This is a genomic window from Streptosporangium canum, from assembly GCF_900113865.1.
Lineage (GTDB): Bacteria > Actinomycetota > Actinomycetes > Streptosporangiales > Streptosporangiaceae > Streptosporangium > Streptosporangium canum.
Map to the genome: position 1 here is coordinate 114398 of NZ_FOQY01000019.1, position 16595 is coordinate 130992.

At 72.9% G+C, this 16595-nt stretch carries 13 protein-coding genes; 12 read left to right on the forward strand and 1 reads right to left on the reverse strand.

What is annotated here, in order from left to right; translation table 11 throughout:
- The first annotated feature begins 1 nt into the window (after position 1).
- The 10 genes from BM085_RS25865 (at position 2) to BM085_RS43395 (ending at position 10995) form a co-directional block, all read left to right on the forward strand.
- On the forward strand, positions 2-1714 hold the full coding sequence (locus BM085_RS25865) for a glycosyltransferase family 2 protein (protein WP_093889497.1): 1713 nt from the start codon (positions 2-4) through the stop codon (positions 1712-1714).
- On the forward strand, positions 1711-3726 hold the full coding sequence (gene glxA, locus BM085_RS25870) for a radical copper oxidase GlxA (protein WP_093889498.1): 2016 nt from the start codon (positions 1711-1713) through the stop codon (positions 3724-3726). Before BM085_RS25865 ends, glxA begins: the two co-directional genes overlap by 4 nt.
- Positions 3723-4694: a glycoside hydrolase family 6 protein gene (locus tag BM085_RS25875; protein ID WP_093889499.1), complete on the forward strand. Its 972-nt coding sequence runs from the start codon at positions 3723-3725 to the stop codon at positions 4692-4694. Before glxA ends, BM085_RS25875 begins: the two co-directional genes overlap by 4 nt.
- Before the next feature lie 102 nt (positions 4695-4796).
- Positions 4797-6791: a Xaa-Pro dipeptidyl-peptidase gene (locus BM085_RS25880; RefSeq protein WP_093889500.1), complete on the forward strand. Its 1995-nt coding sequence runs from the start codon at positions 4797-4799 to the stop codon at positions 6789-6791.
- Positions 6792-6899: 108 nt separating this feature from the next.
- On the forward strand, positions 6900-7577 hold the full coding sequence (locus BM085_RS25885; protein WP_093889501.1) for a DUF4129 domain-containing protein: 678 nt from the start codon (positions 6900-6902) through the stop codon (positions 7575-7577).
- Entirely contained in the window at positions 7574-7972 is a 399-nt protein-coding gene (locus BM085_RS25890; protein WP_093889502.1) for a hypothetical protein, read from the forward strand. The genes BM085_RS25885 and BM085_RS25890 overlap by 4 nt, the downstream gene beginning before the upstream one ends.
- Positions 7973-8950, forward strand: a complete 978-nt coding sequence (locus BM085_RS25895; RefSeq protein ID WP_093889503.1) for an AAA family ATPase — start codon at positions 7973-7975, stop codon at positions 8948-8950.
- Positions 8950-10197, forward strand: coding sequence for a DUF58 domain-containing protein (locus tag BM085_RS25900; RefSeq protein WP_093889504.1), 1248 nt, complete (start codon positions 8950-8952; stop codon positions 10195-10197). Before BM085_RS25895 ends, BM085_RS25900 begins: the two co-directional genes overlap by 1 nt.
- On the forward strand, positions 10194-10748 hold the full coding sequence (locus BM085_RS25905) for a hypothetical protein (protein ID WP_093889505.1): 555 nt from the start codon (positions 10194-10196) through the stop codon (positions 10746-10748). Before BM085_RS25900 ends, BM085_RS25905 begins: the two co-directional genes overlap by 4 nt.
- A gap of 76 nt (positions 10749-10824) precedes the next feature.
- Entirely contained in the window at positions 10825-10995 is a 171-nt protein-coding gene (locus BM085_RS43395) for a DUF4175 domain-containing protein (protein WP_143121072.1), read from the forward strand.
- A 4-nt stretch (positions 10996-10999) separates the two neighbouring features.
- Here the strand turns inward: BM085_RS43395 and BM085_RS25910 are convergent, their stop codons facing one another.
- Positions 11000-13570 carry an MXAN_6230/SCO0854 family RING domain-containing protein gene (locus BM085_RS25910; protein ID WP_093889506.1) on the reverse strand — a complete coding sequence of 857 codons (2571 nt, stop codon included), beginning with the start codon at positions 13568-13570 and terminating at the stop codon, positions 11000-11002.
- A 404-nt stretch (positions 13571-13974) separates the two neighbouring features.
- Between BM085_RS25910 and BM085_RS25915 the strand changes: the two genes are divergently transcribed.
- Positions 13975-15309 (forward strand): MATE family efflux transporter, encoded by a 1335-nt coding sequence (locus BM085_RS25915; RefSeq protein WP_218158828.1) that lies wholly within the window; start codon positions 13975-13977, stop codon positions 15307-15309.
- A gap of 68 nt (positions 15310-15377) precedes the next feature.
- Positions 15378-16595: a GNAT family N-acetyltransferase gene (locus tag BM085_RS25920; protein ID WP_093889553.1), complete on the forward strand. Its 1218-nt coding sequence runs from the start codon at positions 15378-15380 to the stop codon at positions 16593-16595.

Here is a 16595-nt window from a genome sequence, read left to right on the forward strand (position 1 = left end):
GATGAGTTCCCCGGCCGACAGAGCGAAGATCATCCTCTACGACTACGAGCGGTTCAGCCAGCTCGCCGGCCCCGTGACCGAACCGGAGCCCGGACGGCCGTACCGCGTCCAGTACCGCTCCATGCTCGCCAGCGAGCCGCACCGGGTGCGGGCGGTGCTGCTGATGGTCGCCGCGCTCGTGGTGGAGTTCACCATGATGGCCTGGCTGCTGCTGCCCAGCCACTGGACGGTGCGCGTCGACCCCTACGGCATGCTCCCGTGGTACATCCCGGTCGCCGACAAGGTCATGCTCGTGGCGATCGCCCTGATCGAGATATTCCGCCTGGTCAGTGTGGTCTCCAACGTGCACGCCATGCTGGCGGCCAGGGACCCGCTCCCGGTCCCGCCCGAGCCGGGCAGCAGGGTGGCCTTCATCACCACCTGCGTGCCCGGCAAGGAGCCGCTGGAGATGGTCCGGGAGACCCTGTCCGCCGCCCTGCAGATCCGCCATGACGGGGTGCTCGACGTGTGGCTGCTGGACGAGGGCGACGACCCCGAGATCCGCGAGCTCTGCGACTGGCTGGGCGCCCGCCACTTCAGCCGCAAGGGCGTGCCCGAGTGGAACCAGGCCAAGGGCTCCTTCCGGGCGAAGACCAAGCACGGCAACTACAACAGCTGGCTGGACGCCCACGGCGACGACTACGACTTCTTCGTCTCGGTCGACACCGACCACGTGCCGCTGCCGGAGTTCTGCGAGCGCATGCTCGGATACTTCCGCGACCCGCGCGTGGCCTTCGTGGTCGGCCCCCAGGTCTACGGCAACTACACCGCCGGGGTCACCAAGGCCGCCGAGAGCCAGCAGTTCCTCTTCCACTCCCTGATCCAGCGTGCCGGCAACCTGTACGGGGCGCCGATGTTCGTCGGCACCAACAACGCGGTGCGGATCCGGGCGCTCAAGCAGATCGGCGGCCTGTACGACTCGATCACCGAGGACATGGCCACCGGCATCGAGTTCCACCGCTCCCGCGACCCGGAGACCGGGGAGCGCTGGATGTCGGTCTACACCCCGGACGTGCTCGCCGTGGGCGAGGGGCCGTCGTCGTGGACCGACTTCTTCACCCAGCAGCTCCGCTGGAGCAGGGGCACCTACGAGACGCTGCTCACCCAGTTCTGGCGGGCGGCGTTCCGGCTGTCGCCCGGACGGCTGTTCAACTACAGCCTGATGGTGACGTTCTATCCGATGTCCGCGCTCAACTGGCTGCTGGCCGGGCTGAGCGCCACCCTCTTCATGGCGGTGGGCGGCTCGGGCGTGACCGTGCCCATGGACGTGTGGCTGATGCTGTACGGCGACGCCGCGCTGCTGCAGGTCATGCTCTACACCTGGAACCGCCGGCACAACGTCAGCCCGCACGAGCCGGAGGGCTCCTCCGGGGTCGCGGGGATGGTCATGTCGGCGCTGTCGGCGCCCATCTACGTGGCCTCGCTGATCGGGGCCGCGCTGCGGCGGCCGAGCAAGTTCGTCGTCACCCCCAAGGGCGACTCCGCCAGTCCCGATCAGATCGCGACTTTCCGCATCCATCTGTGGTGGGCCGTGATCTTCGGTGGTGGGCTGCTGCTCACCGTCTTCTGGACCGGGCACGTGCACCTGGTCATGACCCTGTGGGTGTTTCTCGCCCTCGTGATCTGCCTGGGGCCCCTGGCGACCTGGGCGTGGACCAGCCGAGGTAACCGTTGAGCCGTCTGCGTAAGAACCTGATCGCCGCCGCCGTGATCGCCGTGATCGTCGGGGTCAACCTGCCGGCCGTCGCCGGTTTCGCCTCCCGCCAGTGGCACGACTACCGGATCAACCGGGACGACTACAAGGCGCGCTACGGCCACTGGAGCTTCCTGGACGTCCCCGACGAGTTCAAGGTCAACGCCATCCACGCGGCGCTGCTGCGCACCGGCAAGGTGCTCATCGTCGCCGGCTCCGGCAACAACGCCGCCAACTTCGACAAGGGCACCTTCAAGACCGTGCTCTGGGACCCGACCAAGCCGGGCCAGGCGGGCGAGTTCAAGATGATCGACACGCCCGTCGACTTCTTCTGCGCCGGCCACGTGCTGCTGCCGAACGGCAACCTCCTCATCGCCGGCGGCACGCTCCGCTTCGAGGTGCTCAAGAGCAAGGTGAAGAGGGCCGGAGGGGCCCTGGTGGTGAAGAACGAGAGCCCGCACATCCGCCGGCAGCTCCACCCCGGCACCCTGATCGCGGCCCCCAACGGGAGGCTCTACCGCACCACCGCGCACATCACGGTGCCGCCCGCCGAGAAGATCGAGAGCGGCGTGCCGGGCAAGGCCCGGATCAAGCCCAGCGAGACCAAGGTGTTCGCCGAGTCCGTGGTCGAGGGCGCCCCCGGCGTCTTCACCTCGCCCGGCGGCTACGTCAAGTACGAGATCCAGGGGCTGACCGGCAGGGAGAAGCGGAACCTGTACGCCATGGGCGCCGACATGACGCTGGAGAAGCAGGACTTCCAGGGCATCAAGGACGCCTACGAGTTCGATCCGATCGCCGAGCGCTACATCAAGGTCCAGGACATGGCCGAGGGGCGCTGGTACCCGACGATGACCGCCCTGCCCGACGGCAAGGTGATGACGGTCTCCGGCCTGGACACCGTGGGGCAGATCACCAGGGACAACGAGTTCTACGACCCGCAGACCAGAACCTGGATCCCGGGGCCCAAGCGGTTCTTCCCCAGCTACCCGGCGCTGTTCCTGCTGGACGACGACACCCTGTTCTTCTCCGGCATGAGCGCCGGATACGGTCCGGGCCAGCTCGCGCTCCGTCCCCCCGGCATCTGGGACTACCGCCGCGACACCGACCGCCTGATCAAGTCCGCCGGCGGCGTCGGCGGCGTGGCGCCCGACGAGATGGAGGCCTTCACCCCGGTCCCCGGGCTGCCCGAGCCGGAGCTCAACGAGACCGGCGCCTCGGTGCTGCTGCCCCCCGCGCAGGACCAGCGGATCATGGTGATGGGCGGCGGACCGGTCGGGGAGCGCCAGCCGGGCCTGCCCAACGCCACCGACCGGACCGCCATCATCGACCTCAAGCAGCCCGCGCCCCGCTACGTCCGCGGTCCGGACCTCTCCGACCCGGTGCGCTACCCGTCGGCGGTGCTGCTCCCCGACGACACCGTGTTCTCCTTCAACGGCTCCAGCGACTACCGCGGCCGGGGCGACAGCGACGTCCTGCGGGCCGAGGTCTACCGCCCGAAGAGCAACAGCTTCCACGAGGCCGCGGCGCCCGCGGTGGGCCGCAACTACCACGCCGAGGGACTTCTGCTGCCCGACGGCCGGGTGCTCAGCATGGGCTCCGACCCGCTCTTCGCCGACGAGGCGGGCACGATCCCCGGCTCGTTCGACCAGCGGATCGAGATCTACACCCCGACCTACCTGTACAACGGCGAGAAACGGCCGATGATCACCGATGGGCGGCGGATGCTCGGCATGGGCTCCCGGGCGGGGTTCAAGACCCCCGACGCCGAGCGCATCCAGGAGGTCCGGCTGATGCGGCCGAGCGCGGTCACCCATGTCACGGACGTGGAACAGCGCTCCATCAAGCTCGAATTCACCCGGGTGCCCACCGGTATCGTCGTCACGGTCCCGACCAACCCCGCCCTGGCTCCGCCCGGCTGGTACATGCTGTTCGGCGTCACCGCGAAGGGGACACCGTCCCCGGCCCGCTGGGTCCACATCGGAGGAGATCGATGAACAGGTACGGCCGCGCGGCCACCGCGCTGGCCTTCGCCCTCGTGGCGACGGCCTGCGGTGAAGGTCCCCCCTCGACCACGGACGGCTCCGGCGCGACGCGCTTCTACGTCGACCCCGAAGGCACCGCCGTCGGCGAGCTCCGCAGGCTGGAGGGGGAGGGGAAGACCGAGGACGCGGCGCTGATCCGCAGGATCGCCGAGCAGCCGAACGCGATCTGGATCGGTGACCAGGACCCGCACGCCAGGGTCTCCGACATCACCGCCAAGGCGCGGGAGGCCGGCCAGGTGCCGGTCCTGGTGGCCTACCACATCCCCGACCGCGACTGCGGCCAGTTCTCGGCGGGCGGCGCCGCGAGCGCCGACGAGTACCGCTCGTGGATCGGCCGCTTCGCCGAGGCCCTCGGCGACCGCCCCGCCTGGGTCATCGTCGAACCCGACGCGCTGGCGCACATCCTCGACAGCTGCACCCAGGGCGGCAGGGCGGCCGAACGCCTCGGCCTGCTCCGTGAGGCGGTGCGGACGCTGAAGAAGCAGCCCAACGCCAAGGTCTACCTGGACGCCGGGAACGCCGGCTGGATCAAGAACGCCGACGACTGGGCCGAGCCGATGCGGCAGGCCGGGGTGACCGAGGCCGACGGCTTCGCCTTCAACGTCAGCAACTTCTTCACCACCGAGGAGAGCGTCGCCGCCGCCCGGCGCCTGTCGGACGGGCTCGGCGGGGCGCACTACGTGATCGACACCTCGCGCAACGGCAACGGCCCGCTGCGCGAGGGCGCCGACACCTGGTGCAACCCCAGGGGGCGGGCGCTGGGCGAGGAGCCGACGACCCGGACCGGGCACGACCGGGTGGACGCCTTCCTGTGGATCAAACGGCCGGGGGAGTCCGACGGCGACTGCCACCGGGGAGAGCCCCGGCCGGGTGAGTGGTTCTCCTCCTACGCCCTGGAACTCGCGCGAAACGCGGGATGACCGCTCGATCCTTTACACCATGGATCTTGCAGGTGAAGATTGTTTCGCAGGACATTGGCCGGAGTCGTCAGATTTTCATCGACCCTCTCGGAGTCCCCCTCGATGAACAGATGGAAGACAGTCCTCATCACCCTGGCGGTCGCCCTCCCCTCCGGCGTCCTGCCCGCCGCGGCCGCGCGATCCGCGACCGCCCCGACGGAGAGCGCCGCCGTCGCGCGATCCGCGTCCGCCCCGATCGCGGACAACGAGACCCAGCCCGTCTACTCACGCGCCGACGCCCTGGCCGAGACCGTGTTCGTCGAGGTCGCAGGGGTCGACAGCGACCGTGACGGCCGTCCGGACCGGGTCGCCGTCGACATCATGCGGCCCAAGGAGACCGCCTCCGGGCTGAAGGTCCCCGTCATCATGGAGGCCAGCCCCTACTACGCGGGCGGCAACGACGTGCCCAACCACGTGGTGGACCTCGACGGGTCCGACCCCGCGGGCATGGAGTACCGGCGCAACAAGTTCAACGACCTGCGCGATGAGATGTTCGGCCTCGACGAGGACCTGGCCGCCTCCCGCGCGGCCGCGCCTCCCTTCCGCGGCTACTACGACAACTACTTCGTGCCGCGCGGCTACGCGGTCGCGCTGGTGGAGAACCTCGGCTCGGGCCGCGCGACCGGCTGCCCGACGACCGGCCTGGCCAACGAGACCGCCGGGCCCAAGGCCGCCATCGACTGGCTCAACGGCCGGGCCCGGGGCTTCGACGCGTCCGGGAACGAGATCCGGGCCGACTGGTCGACCGGCAACGTCGGCATGACCGGCGTCTCCTACAACGGCACGCTCTCCTACGCCGTCGCCGCGACCGGAGTCAAGGGGCTCAAGACGATCGTGCCGATCGCGGCCATCTCCTCCTGGTACGACTACTACCGGGCCAACGGCGGCGTGATCGCCGCCGGCGGCTACCAGGGCGAGGACGCCGACGTGCTGGCCCGCTACGTCCTCACCAGGGAGAACGCCGAGCAGGCCTGCGGCGCGCTGATGGACGAGATCGAACGCGACCAGGACCGGGTCACCGGCGACTACTCCGCCTTCTGGGACGGGCGCAACTACCTCAAGGACGTGGGCAAGGTCCGCGCCAGCGTCTTCGTGGTCCACGGCCTCAACGACTGGAACGTCAAGACCAAGCAGGCCGTCCAGTGGTGGGACGCGCTCGAGCGGCGGGGCGTGCCGCGCAAGATCTGGCTCCATCAGGGCGCCCACTTCAACCCCTTCTCCTTCGCCCAGCGCAACACCGAGTGGCTGCGCCAGCTCCACCACTGGTTCGACTTCTACCTGTACGGCCTGCGCAACGGCATCATGGACGAGCCGCAGGCGGACGTGGAGTCGGGGCCGGGCCAGTGGGCCCAGCACGCCTCGTGGCCGCTGCCCGGCACCCGTGACGTACGGCTGCGCCTGGCGGCCGGGACGGGCGGCCAGAACGGCACCCTGAGCCGGGAGCGCTCCGGCGGCCACGCCGTGGAGTCCTTCACCGACCAGAACGTCCGCACGGCCGAGCAGCTGGCCGAGAACATCACGGCCACCGACCCCAACCGGCTGGCCTACCTGTCGCCGGTGCTGGCGAAGGACGCCCGGCTCTCCGGCACCCCGGCCGTCTCGGTCAGGGCGGCGTTCGGAGGCGGGCGCTCGCCCTATCTGACGGCCCTGCTGGTCGACTACGGCACCGACGCCCGCGCCTACGGCGGCGTCAGCTACGGCCCCACCCCGGTCTGCTACGGCCAGGGCGTGCCGGGGGACACCGGCTGCGCCCGCCTCGCCGAGCACGTCACGGTGACCGCCCCCTACAAGATCATCACCAGGGGCTGGATCGACGTCCGCAACCGCCACTCCGCCTCCCGGACCGACCTGCTCCGCGAGGGCCGCTTCTACGACTTCGACTTCGACCTCCAGCCGACCGACTACGTCGTCAAGGCCGGCCACCGGATCGGGGTCGTGCTCATCTCCACCGACCGCGACTTCACGCTCCGCCTGCCCGCCGGGACCGGCGTCTCGGTCGAGCCCGGTGACAGCTCGGTCGAGCTCCCCCTGGTCGGCGGCCGATCGGCTCTCGGCTAGCCGCTCCTTCCGGTGGGCGGGCCGCCGCCGGGGATCGACGCCCGGCGGCGGCCCGTACGGACCCGGCTATTGACGGGGAGCCGGACCACTGATGGAGTGATCCCCGATATGCGCCGTTCAGGGAGTTCCCCGACGGGCCGGTGGCGCCGGTGGACACCGTTCGCCCTGGCCGTCGCGGGGCTGACGGCCGTCGCGCTCGCCGCCGACGGGATCCGGCTCGACGGCGCGTTCGATCTCGACGTTCTCCTCCCGGAGCCTCCCGTGCGCAGTCCCGTCCCGGTCCGGAGCCGGAGCGCCGACGTTCTGCCCGTGGGCGAGGACCCGACGGGGCGGTTCGCCTTCTGGGCCGTGATCGTGGTCGGCGCGGTGCTCGCCGCACCCGTGATCGTCATGCTGGTCAGGATGCTCATGCGCTCCGGCGACCGGCCGCCCGCGGCCCGCCCGGCGCAGGAGAGACCGCCGGCCGCCGCCGACGAGATGCGGGCCGCGCTCCGGGCGGCCCTGACCGACCTCGACGCCGGGGACGACCCGCGCCGCGCCGTGATCGCCTGCTGGCTCCGGCTGGAACACGCCGCCGCCAGGGCCGGGACCCCGCGCATGGCCGCCGACACCCCCGGCGACCTGGTCACCCGGCTGCTCGCCGCGCACAGGGTGAGCGGCCCGGCGCTCGGCCGCCTCGCCGCCGCCTACCGCCAGGCGCGCTACGCCCCCCACGAGGTGGCCGAATCACTGCGCGGCACGGCCCGGCGGGCGCTGGCCGAGGTGGACGCGGAGCTGTCGCCTTGACGGCCCTCCTGTGGCACCTCGGGATCCTGGCGGCCGCCGTCGCGCTGGCCGTCGTGATCGTCCGCCGGATCCCGGTCATCCCGCCGAAGCCGTCCGGTCCGCCCCGCGCGGCCGCCGCCGCGGAGCCGGCGGACCGGGCGTTCGCCCAGGCCCGGTGGTGGGAGCATCGGCTCGTCTCCACCCGGGACGACCTGCCCAGGTTCCGCTCGCTCGTCCAGCGCCGCCTGGCCGAACTGGCCGTGGAACGGCTCCGCCGACGGCACGGCGCGATCGGCCCCGGCCGGGCCGCGGAGATCCTCGGCGGCGAACTGTACGAGCTGATCACCGTCCCCGTGACGGCGGTCCCGACCCGCGCCGAGCTGGCCCGCCTGATCGCGCGCATCGAGGAGATATAGATGAAACCCGCCGAGGTGGGCAGGCACGCACGCGAGGTGCTCGACCGGCTCAACACCGTCGTGGTCGGCAAGCGTGACGCGCTGGAACTGGTGCTGGCCGCAATCCTGGCCGGCGGGCATGTGCTCCTGGAGGACTTTCCCGGCCTGGCCAAGACCCTCACCGCCCGCTGCTTCGGGCAGGTCCTCGGCCTGGACTTCACCCGCCTGCAGTTCACCCCCGACCTGCTGCCGGCCGACGTGACCGGCTCGTTCCTCTACAACCAGCGCGACGGCGACTTCGTCTTCCGCAAGGGCCCGGTCTTCACCAACCTGCTGCTCGCCGACGAGATCAACCGCACTCCGCCCAAGACCCAGGCGGCCCTGCTGGAAGCCATGCAGGAACGCCAGGTCAGCGTCGAAGGCGTCACGCACCCGCTGCGGGCCCCGTTCCATGTGCTCGCCACCGCCAACCCGATCGAGTACGAGGGCACCTACCCGCTGCCCGAGGCCCAGCTCGACCGGTTCCTGCTCCGGGTGTCCTTCGGCTACCCGTCCCCGGAGGAGGAGTGGACGATGCTGGGACGCCGGATGGCCCGCCGTACCGAGGAGAGCGTGCTCGAACCCGTCGTGGACGCCGTCACCCTGCGGGAGATGCAGCGGGCGCTGGAGGAGGTGGCCGTGGAGGACTCGGTCGGCCGCTACATCGTCGACATCGTGTCCGCCACCCGGGAGCACCCCCAGCTCCAGGTCGGGGCCTCCCCCCGCGGCTCGCTGGCCCTCCTGCTGACAGCCCGCGCCCGCGCGGTGCTCGACGGCCGCGACTACGTCATCCCCGAAGACGTCAAGCGGGTCGCGCCGGCCGCGCTGTCCCACCGGATCAGCCTCCGCCCGGAGATGTGGCTGCGCCGCGTCGACCCGGTCTCGATCGTCGAGGAGGTCTGCGCCCGCACCCCCGTTCCCCCCTCCGGGCAGCTCCCCGCCTACACCGGCGGCACGTGATGTGGACCTCCACCGCGGCGCTGCGCCGCGCCGTCGTGCTCAGCGTCGGGCTGTGCCTGCTCGCGGTGACGCTGGGCCGGGTGGACCTGCTGGTCATGGCCGTGCCGTTCGTGCTGGGCACGGCGGTCAGCCTGCGCTCCCGGCCGGCCGGATCCCCCAGGGCAGCCCTCCACCTCGCCGACGCCGCCGTCACCGAGGGGGGCGCCGTCAGAGCCTCGGTAACCGTGGACGCCGACCGTTCGACGCTGTGCGTGGTCAGCCCCGCCGTCTCGCCCGGCCTGCACCAAGACGTCAGGCACCACGTCGTGGCGCCGCCCGCCGAGGTGGCGCTCACCGGCACGGCCCGGCGCTGGGGCGTCCACCCGCTGGGGCCGGTACGGGTCCGGGTGATCGCCTGTGACGGGCTGATGGAGTTCCCCGAACTGGTGCTGCCCGCCGGGAACGTGCGGGCCCTGCCCGTCGCCGAGCCGTTCGCCTCGCACGTCTCCGTGCCCCGGGCCGACGGGATGTCCGGGATCCACCGGTCCCGCCGGCTCGGGGAGGGCGGGGAGCTCGCCGGGGTACGGCCCTACCGACCGGGTGACCGGCTGCGCCGCATCGACTGGCGGACCACCCTGCGCACCCGCGAGCCGTACGTCAACGCCACCCAGCCCGAACGCGACGCCGAGATCGTGCTGCTGCTGGACGTCCTGCACGAGGCGGACGGAGACGACGGCACGGCGAGCGTGCTGGACGTCACCGTCCGTGCCGCCGCCGCGATCGCCGAGCACTACACCCGCCAGGGCGACAGGGTCTCCCTGGCGGAGTTCGGGCCCCGGCTGCGGAGGCTGCGCCCCGGCACGGGCCGGCGGCACCATCTGGCCCAGCTCGCCTGGCTGGCCGAGATCAGACCCATGCCCGAGGGCTGGGACGCGCTCGGCGACCGGCCGCCGATCACCGGACCGCCGGCCTCCAACGCCCTGGTCATCATGCTCACCCCGCTCCTGGACCCGCGCAGCGCCACCGTCCTGGCCACCCTGGCCCGCGGACGCCGTCCGCTGGTCGCGGTCGACACCCTGCCCGCCGGGCTCCGCCGCCGGGCCGACACCGAATGGTCGGACCTGGCGGAGCGGCTCTGGCGGCTGGAACGCGACAACACCATCGGCCGCCTGCGCGAGGCCGGGGTGCCGGTCGAGGCGTGGCGCGGCTCGGGCAGCCTGGACGCCATCCTGCGGGACGCCGCCCGGATCGCCGCGGTGCCGCGGTGACCACGCCGCACTCGCTGAGCTGGCGGATGCTGATGTGGGCCGTCGGGACGACGGCCCTGCTCGTGGCGATGCCGCCGGACTACCGCGCCGGGATCGTCATGCCGCTGCTGGCCGCCCTGATCGGGCTGCTCGCCGCCGCCGAACCGGAGAACGCCTGGGTGCTCTGCCTGGAGGTCGTGACCGTGGTGGCCTGGCTGCTGACCACCGTCGTGTACGGCCACGCCCCGTCCTGGACCGTGGCGCTGGCCATCGGGGCGCTCCTCTACATCCACCACGGCATGGCCGCCATCGCCGCTCACATACCGGTGCGGGCGCGCGTTCCCGTGGCGCTGCAGGCCGGTTGGCTGGGCCGGGCCGGGGGTGTGATCGCCATGTCCGTCGCCGTGTGCCTGCCCGTCACCGTGCTGACCGGCGGCGCCTCCGCGATCCCCCCGGCCCTGGCCGTCGTCCTCGGGGCCGGGGGAGCGCTCGGCGTCGCCTACGCCCTGACGCGGGGCACGGTGCCGGTACGGCGGGACCGCCTCGCCGGCCGTGACGGGGGAGATCCCTGAGGGGGTGACCCTGGCTTGTCCCTGACTTCGGCCCCCGGCCCTGCCGCCGGGCCGTACCGGGGCATAGCGTTGGGGCATGGGACGAATTCTGCTGATCGTGGCGGCCGTGGTGCTCGCCTTCTTCCTGCTCGGCTCGCTCCTGGGCTTCGTCTTCGGACTGCTCAAGTGGGCTCTGATCATCGGCCTGGTCGCCGTGGTGGTCATGTTCGCGGCCAAGCTGTTCCGCTCCTCCCGCGTCCGGGACTGATCTGTCAGCCCGCGGGCTCCGGAGCCAGGAGACCGACCAGGTCGGCCGCGTCCAGCAGGTCCACCCGGTCGGTGTCCACGCTCCACGGATACAGCGCGTAGAGCTGGGAGCCCGCGGGCGGCTCCACATCCGCGTGGACGAGCACGGCGAGATCCGCGCCGTCCACCGGGCCCCGCCAGGGCCCGTCGTCCTCACGCCGCAGCAGCCGGTCGGCGAAGCCGGCGACGTCCTCGCCGGCCCGGCGCGCGTAGCGGGAGACGGAGCCGTCGGGGCGGCGCGTCAGCACCTCCCCGGCCCGTGCGGCGGCGTGCCAGCACGCCACCTCCCACAGCGTGACCCGTTCGGCCAGCCCGTAGGCGTCCTCCATCGCGGACCCGAGGAGGGCGAGCCGCCGGTGGTTGCCGGCCACGTTGTGCCCGTACCCGGTGCTGCTCTGGTTGAGGTCCACCCAGCGCATCGTGCGTGACCACAGGTCGGCCACCAGCGGGACGTGGATCCTGGAGGAGCCGGTCAGATCGAACCGCTGCTCGACGGCCCGCGGGTCGAACAGGCCGGCGGGCCGGCTCATGAACCCGGCGAAGCCGCGCACGAGCCTGTCGAAGGGCACGTCGTCGAAGCTGAACACGACCGGCACCGCGTAGCGCCCGCCCAGGACCAGCAGCCGGGTGACGTCGAGGTCCACGAACTCCGAGGCGCCGAGCGGCTCCGGGGCCGAGGTCAGGTCGCCCGAGTGCACGGCGGCGGTCCGGCCCAGACGCAGGTCCGTGTAGTCGCACAGGCCCACGAATTTCCAGCGCGCGTCGTAGATCGCCACCGACAGGTCGAGGTCGACGCGCTCGTCCCCGGGCTCGGCCCAGTGCAGGAACAGCCGGATCCGCTCGTCGCGGGGCAGCGGCTGCACGCTGCCGCGCGGCATCCGGACCAGGGCGGCGGAGTCCGAGCGCTCCGCCGTGGGTGCGATCAGGTCGTCCAGCCCCTCGTCCAGCAGCACCCGCCCGAGCGGGGGCAGCGCGGCGGCCCGGCGCAGCAGCTCGGCGGTCAGCGCCGCGAGGACCGGCGCGACCTCGCCGGCGGGCAGTTCCGGCCGCTCGTCCGGCTGCGCCCAGGCGCGTGCGGTGTCGCCGCGCGGGAAGAACAGCCGCGTCCCGCCGGGCGGCGTCCGCAGGCCGCCGAGGGCGGCGATCAGCACCCCGGGGGCGACGTGCGGCGCGGCGGCGGCGACCGCCTCGGCGGCGCCCTTCTCGCCGGCGCCCAGGACCTGGCCGAGCCGCCGGACCAGCTCGCCCGGCCGGGCGGCGAGCAGGGGCAGCGCCGGCTCGCCCGCGCGCAGCGCCGCCTCGACCCGGCCGGCGAAGGTGTGCAGGCGCAGCCGCGCGCCCTCCACCCGCAGCACCTCGGGATGCCCGGCCGCCCGCTCCAGCATCGCCTCCCCGAGCTCGCCGGTCAGCGGGGTGCCGCGCAGCACCGCGAAGGCCAGCGCCACCGTGGGGTGGCGGCGGTGGAACTCGTGCGGATGCAGCACCTCGGCCATGCGCTTCCACGCCTCGGCGTGCCGGTGCAGGTCCTCCACGACGGAGGGCAGGGCCAGGGCGTCCAGGCGGGCCAGCAGCGCCCGCCGTACCGGACGGGGGAGCGAGGCGCGGCGCGCGAGCCGGGTGCGCAGGCCGGGGTCGCCGCCCATGAGCGCGTACAGCAGGCGCAGCACGTCGGTGGCGGTGTCCACGTGCCGGTCGAGCAGATCCCGCACGGCCGCCGCGTCGAGCACGGGCAGCAGCGCGGCGAGCACGGCGGCGCGCGTCTCGCGGACCGGGATGCGCTCGGGCAGCCGCCCGGCGGTCTCCGGCCCGCCCGCGCGGACCAGCGTGACCACGTCCGCGCGGTCCTGCGGGGAGAGCGGGGTGCGGCGGGCGAGCAGGGTGTCCAGGATCTCCCCGGAGACCGCCGGGGGATCCTCGCAGAGGGAGAGCAGGGCGAGGCGGTGGCAGGGGAGCGGGACGGTCGTGTCGGCCGGGGCCGCGGAAGGGCGCAGGAACGGGTCGGCCGGGTCGATCCGGCGGTGGCAGATCGGGCAGCCCGCGAAGTCGGAGCCGTCCCAGCACGCGTGGCAGACCAGGTGCGCGCAGGGGGAGACCGCGTGCACGGAGCCCGCCTTCCCGCAGAGCACGCACGGCTGCTCGGGGTGCTGGAGCAGGACGGCGAACATCCGGCGGACGAAGAACTCCGCCGTGTCGGCGGGCACGCTCTCGGGAAACCCACGGAACATCGGCACGTGCTCCACGTGACCGCCCAGCTCGGCCAGTACGGCCTGCGCGAGCCGGCGCCCGGCCCGGGTCAGCTCGCCCGCGTCCAGCCGGCCCAGCGCGTCCCTGAGGCCGGGGGACAGCAGGAAGCCGTACTCCAGGAGCTGGGCCTCCAGCGCCTGGACGCCCTGCTGGAGCGTGGGGGAGGCGATCACGCGGGACTTGCGCCGCCGAGAGGACGGCCGCCGGGTCGGGACGGGGGTCTCCCCGGCGGCCAGCGGGCGGAGCGCCACGAGCCGCCGCCGCCGCAGCAGGATCTCGGCCAGCGGGTCCATCACGGTCTCCTGCCCGTCTCGGGAACGCGAAGAGGGGCGGAGAGCGGACGCGCTAGTGTCTTTAAAAATAAGAGTGATAGAAGGAAGCACGTCCAAGAGCCGCCCCTCGGGGGAAACCGTAGCGGTGCGGCATGGCTTTTGTCGCTTCCATTGCATAAGCCCGTGATGTCCAGTGGGGTGACCGCCGGCGTTCACCAGGTTTGGCGTGGTCCGGGTCGCGGGTGCGCTGCCGGATGGCCCTGGCGTGGTCCGGGTCGCCGGTGCCCGGGAGGTCGTCGGTGACCGCGCCGGCTCCGATCGGCTGCCGCGTCATCGGACCCACGACCATCCCGGTTTCATGTCCGTAGTTCAAGGAAAGGTATGCCTGTCCTAAAACTATGGCCGTGGGGCATGGGGAGGAAAAGGTGTTCCAGGAGAGTCGGAAGCTCGCGGCGCTCGCCCTGCCCCTGGCCCTCACCCAGCTCGCCCAGGTCGCGCTGACGACCACCGACACGGTGATGATGGGCCTGCTCGGCACCGAGGCACTCGCCGCGGGCGGCCTGGCGATCGTGCTGTTCAACCAGCTCAGGACCATGGGGGTCGGCCTGGTGACGGGCCTGGGCAACCAGGTGGCGGCGGCGTCCGCGCGCGGCGGCGAGCGGTCGGAGCTCCGTGACCTGGTGCGGGCGGGCATGACGCTGGCCACGCTCGCCGGTGTGGCGGGCGCCCTGCTCATGGTGGGCCTGGGGCACCTGCTCGCCTGGCTCGGCCAGGACCCCCGGGTGATCGAGCTGGCCCGGCCGATGCTGCTGGCCCTCGCACCCGGCCTGGTGCCCTGCCTGTGGTTCCAGGTGATCCGCCAGTTCACCGTCGGCATGCGGCGGCCCAAGGCGCTGGTGTGGATCACTGTGGTGTCCATCGCCGTGAACGCCGGCCTGAACTGGGTGCTCATCCACCCGTTCGGCCTCGCCGGGGTGGGCCTGGCCACCGCGCTGGTCTACCTGCTGTCCTTCCTGGCGCTCTACGCGATCACCCGGCGCGATCCCGTGCTCGCCCCGATGCTCGCGCTGGACGCCTGGCGGGTCCGTCCGGACCGCCTGCGGGGGCTGGCCCGCCTCGGCGTGCCGATCGCGGCGACCTACGGTTCCGAGGCGGGCTTCTTCTCGGTGGTCGCGCTGCTCATGGGCAGCTTCGGCGCCGCCGCGCTCGCCGCGCACACGGCGGTGAACCAGCTCGTCTACATCGTCTTCCAGATGAGCGTCGGCCTGTCCCACGCCGCCTCGATCAGCGTCAGCGGCGAGGTCGCGGTCGACGGGTACGGCTCCGCCGCGCGGGTCGGCCGGACCGCGCTCGTCCACGGCGCCCTGGTCGCGACCGTGATCGCCGCCGTCTACCTGCTCCTGCCCGAGGCGGTGCTGCGTCCCTTCCTCGACGCCGACCCCGCCGCGCTCGCGGTGGCCGCGGACCTGCTCGTGGTGGCCGCCGTGCTGCAGTACTTCGACAGCGCCCAGAACATCGGCGTCGGCCTGCTCCGAGGTCTCGACGACACCAGGTCCGGCTTCCGGATGACCTTGATCGGCTACTGGGCCGTCGGCCTGCCGGCCGCCTGGCTGCTCGGCCACGTCGCCGGAGCGGGGCCGGTCGGCGCCTGGGTGGGCCTGCTCGCCGGGCTGGCCGTCACCGCCTTCCTGCTGCTGGCCCGTTTCCGCCGGACCCTCGGCGAGCGCGGCGGCGAGGCCGTGCGCGGCGCGGCCCGCTGACCCGTGCCCGGTGCGGCGATATCCGCTTGGCCGGGCTCGCACGGATGGGTATGGTCGCGCGGGTGTCCATGATTGAGATCCGCCACGTCCCCGAGTCCGACTTCGAGCAGATCTTCGAGCTCAGCGACATCGTCTTCCACGGACGGACCGACGACGCGGAACGCGGGGCACGCCGATGGCGCTTCCTGCTGGCCCACCGCATCGGGGCCTACGACGGCGACCGCCTGGTGGGGTTCATGGCCTGCCTGCCGCTGGGCATGACGGTGCCGGGCGGCACCCTGGGATGCTCCGGCGTCACCTTCGTCGCGGTGCTGCCCACGCACCGCAGGCGAGGCGTGCTGACCGCGATGCTGGACCGGCTCTGGAGCGACCTGGCCGAGCGCGGCGAACCCCTGGCCGCGCTGTACGTGTCGGAGGCCGCGATCTACGGGAGGTTCGGTTTCGGCGCCGCCACCCGGGCGATCAGCATGGAGGTGGCCACGGACCGGCCCCTCGGCCTGCGCGTGGAGCCCGACCCCGGACCGCTCCGGCTGATCGCCCCCGCCGAGGCGGCCGAGGTCGTCGGCCCGCTGTACGGCAGGGCCGCCACCCGCCGCGCGGGCCAGTTCCTGCGGGACGGGCGATGGTGGGCCAAGTCCGTGCTCCCCGAGGCCGATGAGGAGGACGACGACCTGACCGCCCCGCGCGTCGTCGTGCTCGGCGAGGAGCCCCGCGGGTACGCCGTCTACCGCGCCAAGCAGGGGGACGACAGCATCGGCGTGCCCGGCGTGGTGCAGCTCGTCGAGTTGGAGGCCGACACGGCCGAGGCGGAGGCGGCGCTCTGGCGCTACCTGGCCTCGGTCGACCTGACCGGCCGGATCCGCTGCTGGGCGCGGCCGGTCGACGACCTGCTGCCCCTGCTGGCCGCCGACCCGGACCAGGTGATCGTGACGCGGACCTGGCCCGCGCTCTGGCTGCGGCTGGTCGATCTGGAGGCCGCGCTCACCCGGCGAGGCTGGGCGCGGGAGGTGGAGGTCGTCCTGGAGATCCGGGACGAGCACATCCCCGCCAACCACGGCCGCTGGAGCCTGCGGGCCGGCCCCGGCGGCGCGTCCTGCACCCGTACCGATTCCGCGCCCGACCTGACGCTCGCCGTGCGCGACCTCGCCTCCGCCTATCTCGGTGATGTCCCGGTGCGCAGGCTCGTCGCCGCGGGGCTCGCCGTCGAGCACACCCCGGGTGCGGCTGGGCGCCTCGACGCCGCGCTGGCCACCCCCGCCGCGCCTTTCGCGGCCGACCAGTTCTGA

Coding starts and splice junctions, on each gene's coding strand:
- BM085_RS25900 (WP_093889504.1), top strand. CDS start 8,950: ATGTGGACCTCCACCGCGGCGCTGCGCCGCGCCGTCGTGCTCAGCGTC.
- BM085_RS25910 (WP_093889506.1), bottom strand. CDS start 13,570: ATGGACCCGCTGGCCGAGATCCTGCTGCGGCGGCGGCGGCTCGTGGCG.
- BM085_RS25895 (WP_093889503.1), top strand. CDS start 7,973: ATGAAACCCGCCGAGGTGGGCAGGCACGCACGCGAGGTGCTCGACCGG.
- BM085_RS25875 (WP_093889499.1), top strand. CDS start 3,723: ATGAACAGGTACGGCCGCGCGGCCACCGCGCTGGCCTTCGCCCTCGTG.
- BM085_RS43395 (WP_143121072.1), top strand. CDS start 10,825: ATGGGACGAATTCTGCTGATCGTGGCGGCCGTGGTGCTCGCCTTCTTC.
- BM085_RS25920 (WP_093889553.1), top strand. CDS start 15,378: ATGATTGAGATCCGCCACGTCCCCGAGTCCGACTTCGAGCAGATCTTC.
- BM085_RS25885 (WP_093889501.1), top strand. CDS start 6,900: ATGCGCCGTTCAGGGAGTTCCCCGACGGGCCGGTGGCGCCGGTGGACA.
- BM085_RS25865 (WP_093889497.1), top strand. CDS start 2: ATGAGTTCCCCGGCCGACAGAGCGAAGATCATCCTCTACGACTACGAG.
- BM085_RS25880 (WP_093889500.1), top strand. CDS start 4,797: ATGAACAGATGGAAGACAGTCCTCATCACCCTGGCGGTCGCCCTCCCC.